Annotated in this window: 1 protein-coding gene; it reads left to right on the top strand. The window is 60.2% G+C overall.

The window, feature by feature from the left end; all coding sequences use genetic code 11:
• Positions 1-89: 89 nt before the first annotated feature.
• The gene (locus tag E3U32_RS17180; RefSeq protein WP_435659348.1) at positions 90-1,232 is read left to right on the top strand and encodes an IS481 family transposase; all 1,143 of its coding nucleotides are present in this window, start codon (positions 90-92) and stop codon (positions 1,230-1,232) included.
• Positions 1,233-1,285: the final 53 nt, after the last annotated feature.

Raw genomic sequence — 1,285 nt, 5'->3', positions numbered from 1 at the left:
TGTACGGTCCGGGGACATAGTGAACACTTGTTCGGGGACATGGTAGACACTTACAACTAAGGCATAAGAACCCGTTTCTGGAGTCGCTTATGCCCTGGGATGCGAGAGATACCATGTCATTACGTACCGAGTTTGTTTTGTTCGCCTCGCAGGACGGGGCGAACATCCGTTCCCTCTGCCGTCGCTTCGGCATTTCACCTGCTACCGGCTATAAGTGGCTTCGCCGCTGGGCGGAGGAAGGTGCCGCCGGTCTTCAGGACCGCCCGCGCATACCGCACCATTCCCCGAACCGCTCATCTGACGACATCACTGCCCTGCTGCGTATGGCCCATGAGCGCCATGAACGCTGGGGCGCACGCAAGATAAAGCGCTGGCTGGAAGACCAGGGGCACCGTATGCCCGCCTTCAGCACCGTCCATAACCTGATGGCCCGTCACAGCCTGCTGCCGGGCACTTCACCGGGCATTCCCGCCACGGGACGGTTCGAACATGATGCGCCAAACCGGCTCTGGCAGATGGATTTTAAGGGCCACTTTCTCTTTGGCGGTGGCCGCTGCCATCCGCTCACCCTGCTGGACGACCACTCCCGTTTTTCCCTGTGCCTGGCGCACTGTACCGATGAACGGCGCGAGACCGTGCAGCAGCAGCTGGTCAGCGTGTTTGAACGCTACGGCCTGCCGGACCGGATGACGATGGATAACGGCGCTCCGTGGGGAGACACCACCGGCACCTGGACGGCGCTGGAGCTGTGGCTGATACGTCTGGGTATCCGGGTGGGGCACTCCCGGCCGTATCATCCGCAGACGCAGGGCAAGCTGGAGCGTTTTCACCGCAGTCTGAAGGCGGAGGTGCTGCAGGGGAAGTGGTTCACGGACAGCGGTGAGCTGCAGCGCGCCTTTGACCACTGGCGGACGGTCTATAACCTTGAACGCCCGCATGAGGCGCTTGATATGGCGGTACCGGGCTCGCGGTATCAGCCGTCAGCGCGGCAGTACAGCGGCAACACAAAGCCTCCGGAATACGACGAGGGCGTGATGGTCAGGAAAGTGGATATAAGCGGAAAACTGAGCGTGAAAGGGGTAAGTCTGAGCGCAGGCAAGGCGTTCAGGGGAGAACGGGTCGGGCTGAAGGAGATGCAGGAAGAAGGCAGCTACGAGGTGTGGTGGTACAGCACGAAAGTGGGGGTGATCGACCTGAAGAAAAGGTCGATCACCATGGGTAAAGGATGTTAAAAAGTGTTCACCATGTCCCCGAACACCTGTCTACCATGTCCCCGGACTGTACA

Origin of the sequence: Lelliottia nimipressuralis, assembly GCF_004402045.1 — a bacterium.
GTDB lineage: Bacteria > Pseudomonadota > Gammaproteobacteria > Enterobacterales > Enterobacteriaceae > Enterobacter > Enterobacter chinensis.
Note: the sequence above shows the minus strand (reverse complement) of the source record. Positions and strands in the feature narration are given on the sequence as shown.

Excerpts from the sequence above, each read along its gene's own strand:
- E3U32_RS17180 (WP_435659348.1), top strand. The coding sequence starts at position 90 with ATGCCCTGGGATGCGAGAGATACCATGTCATTACGTACCGAGTTTGTT.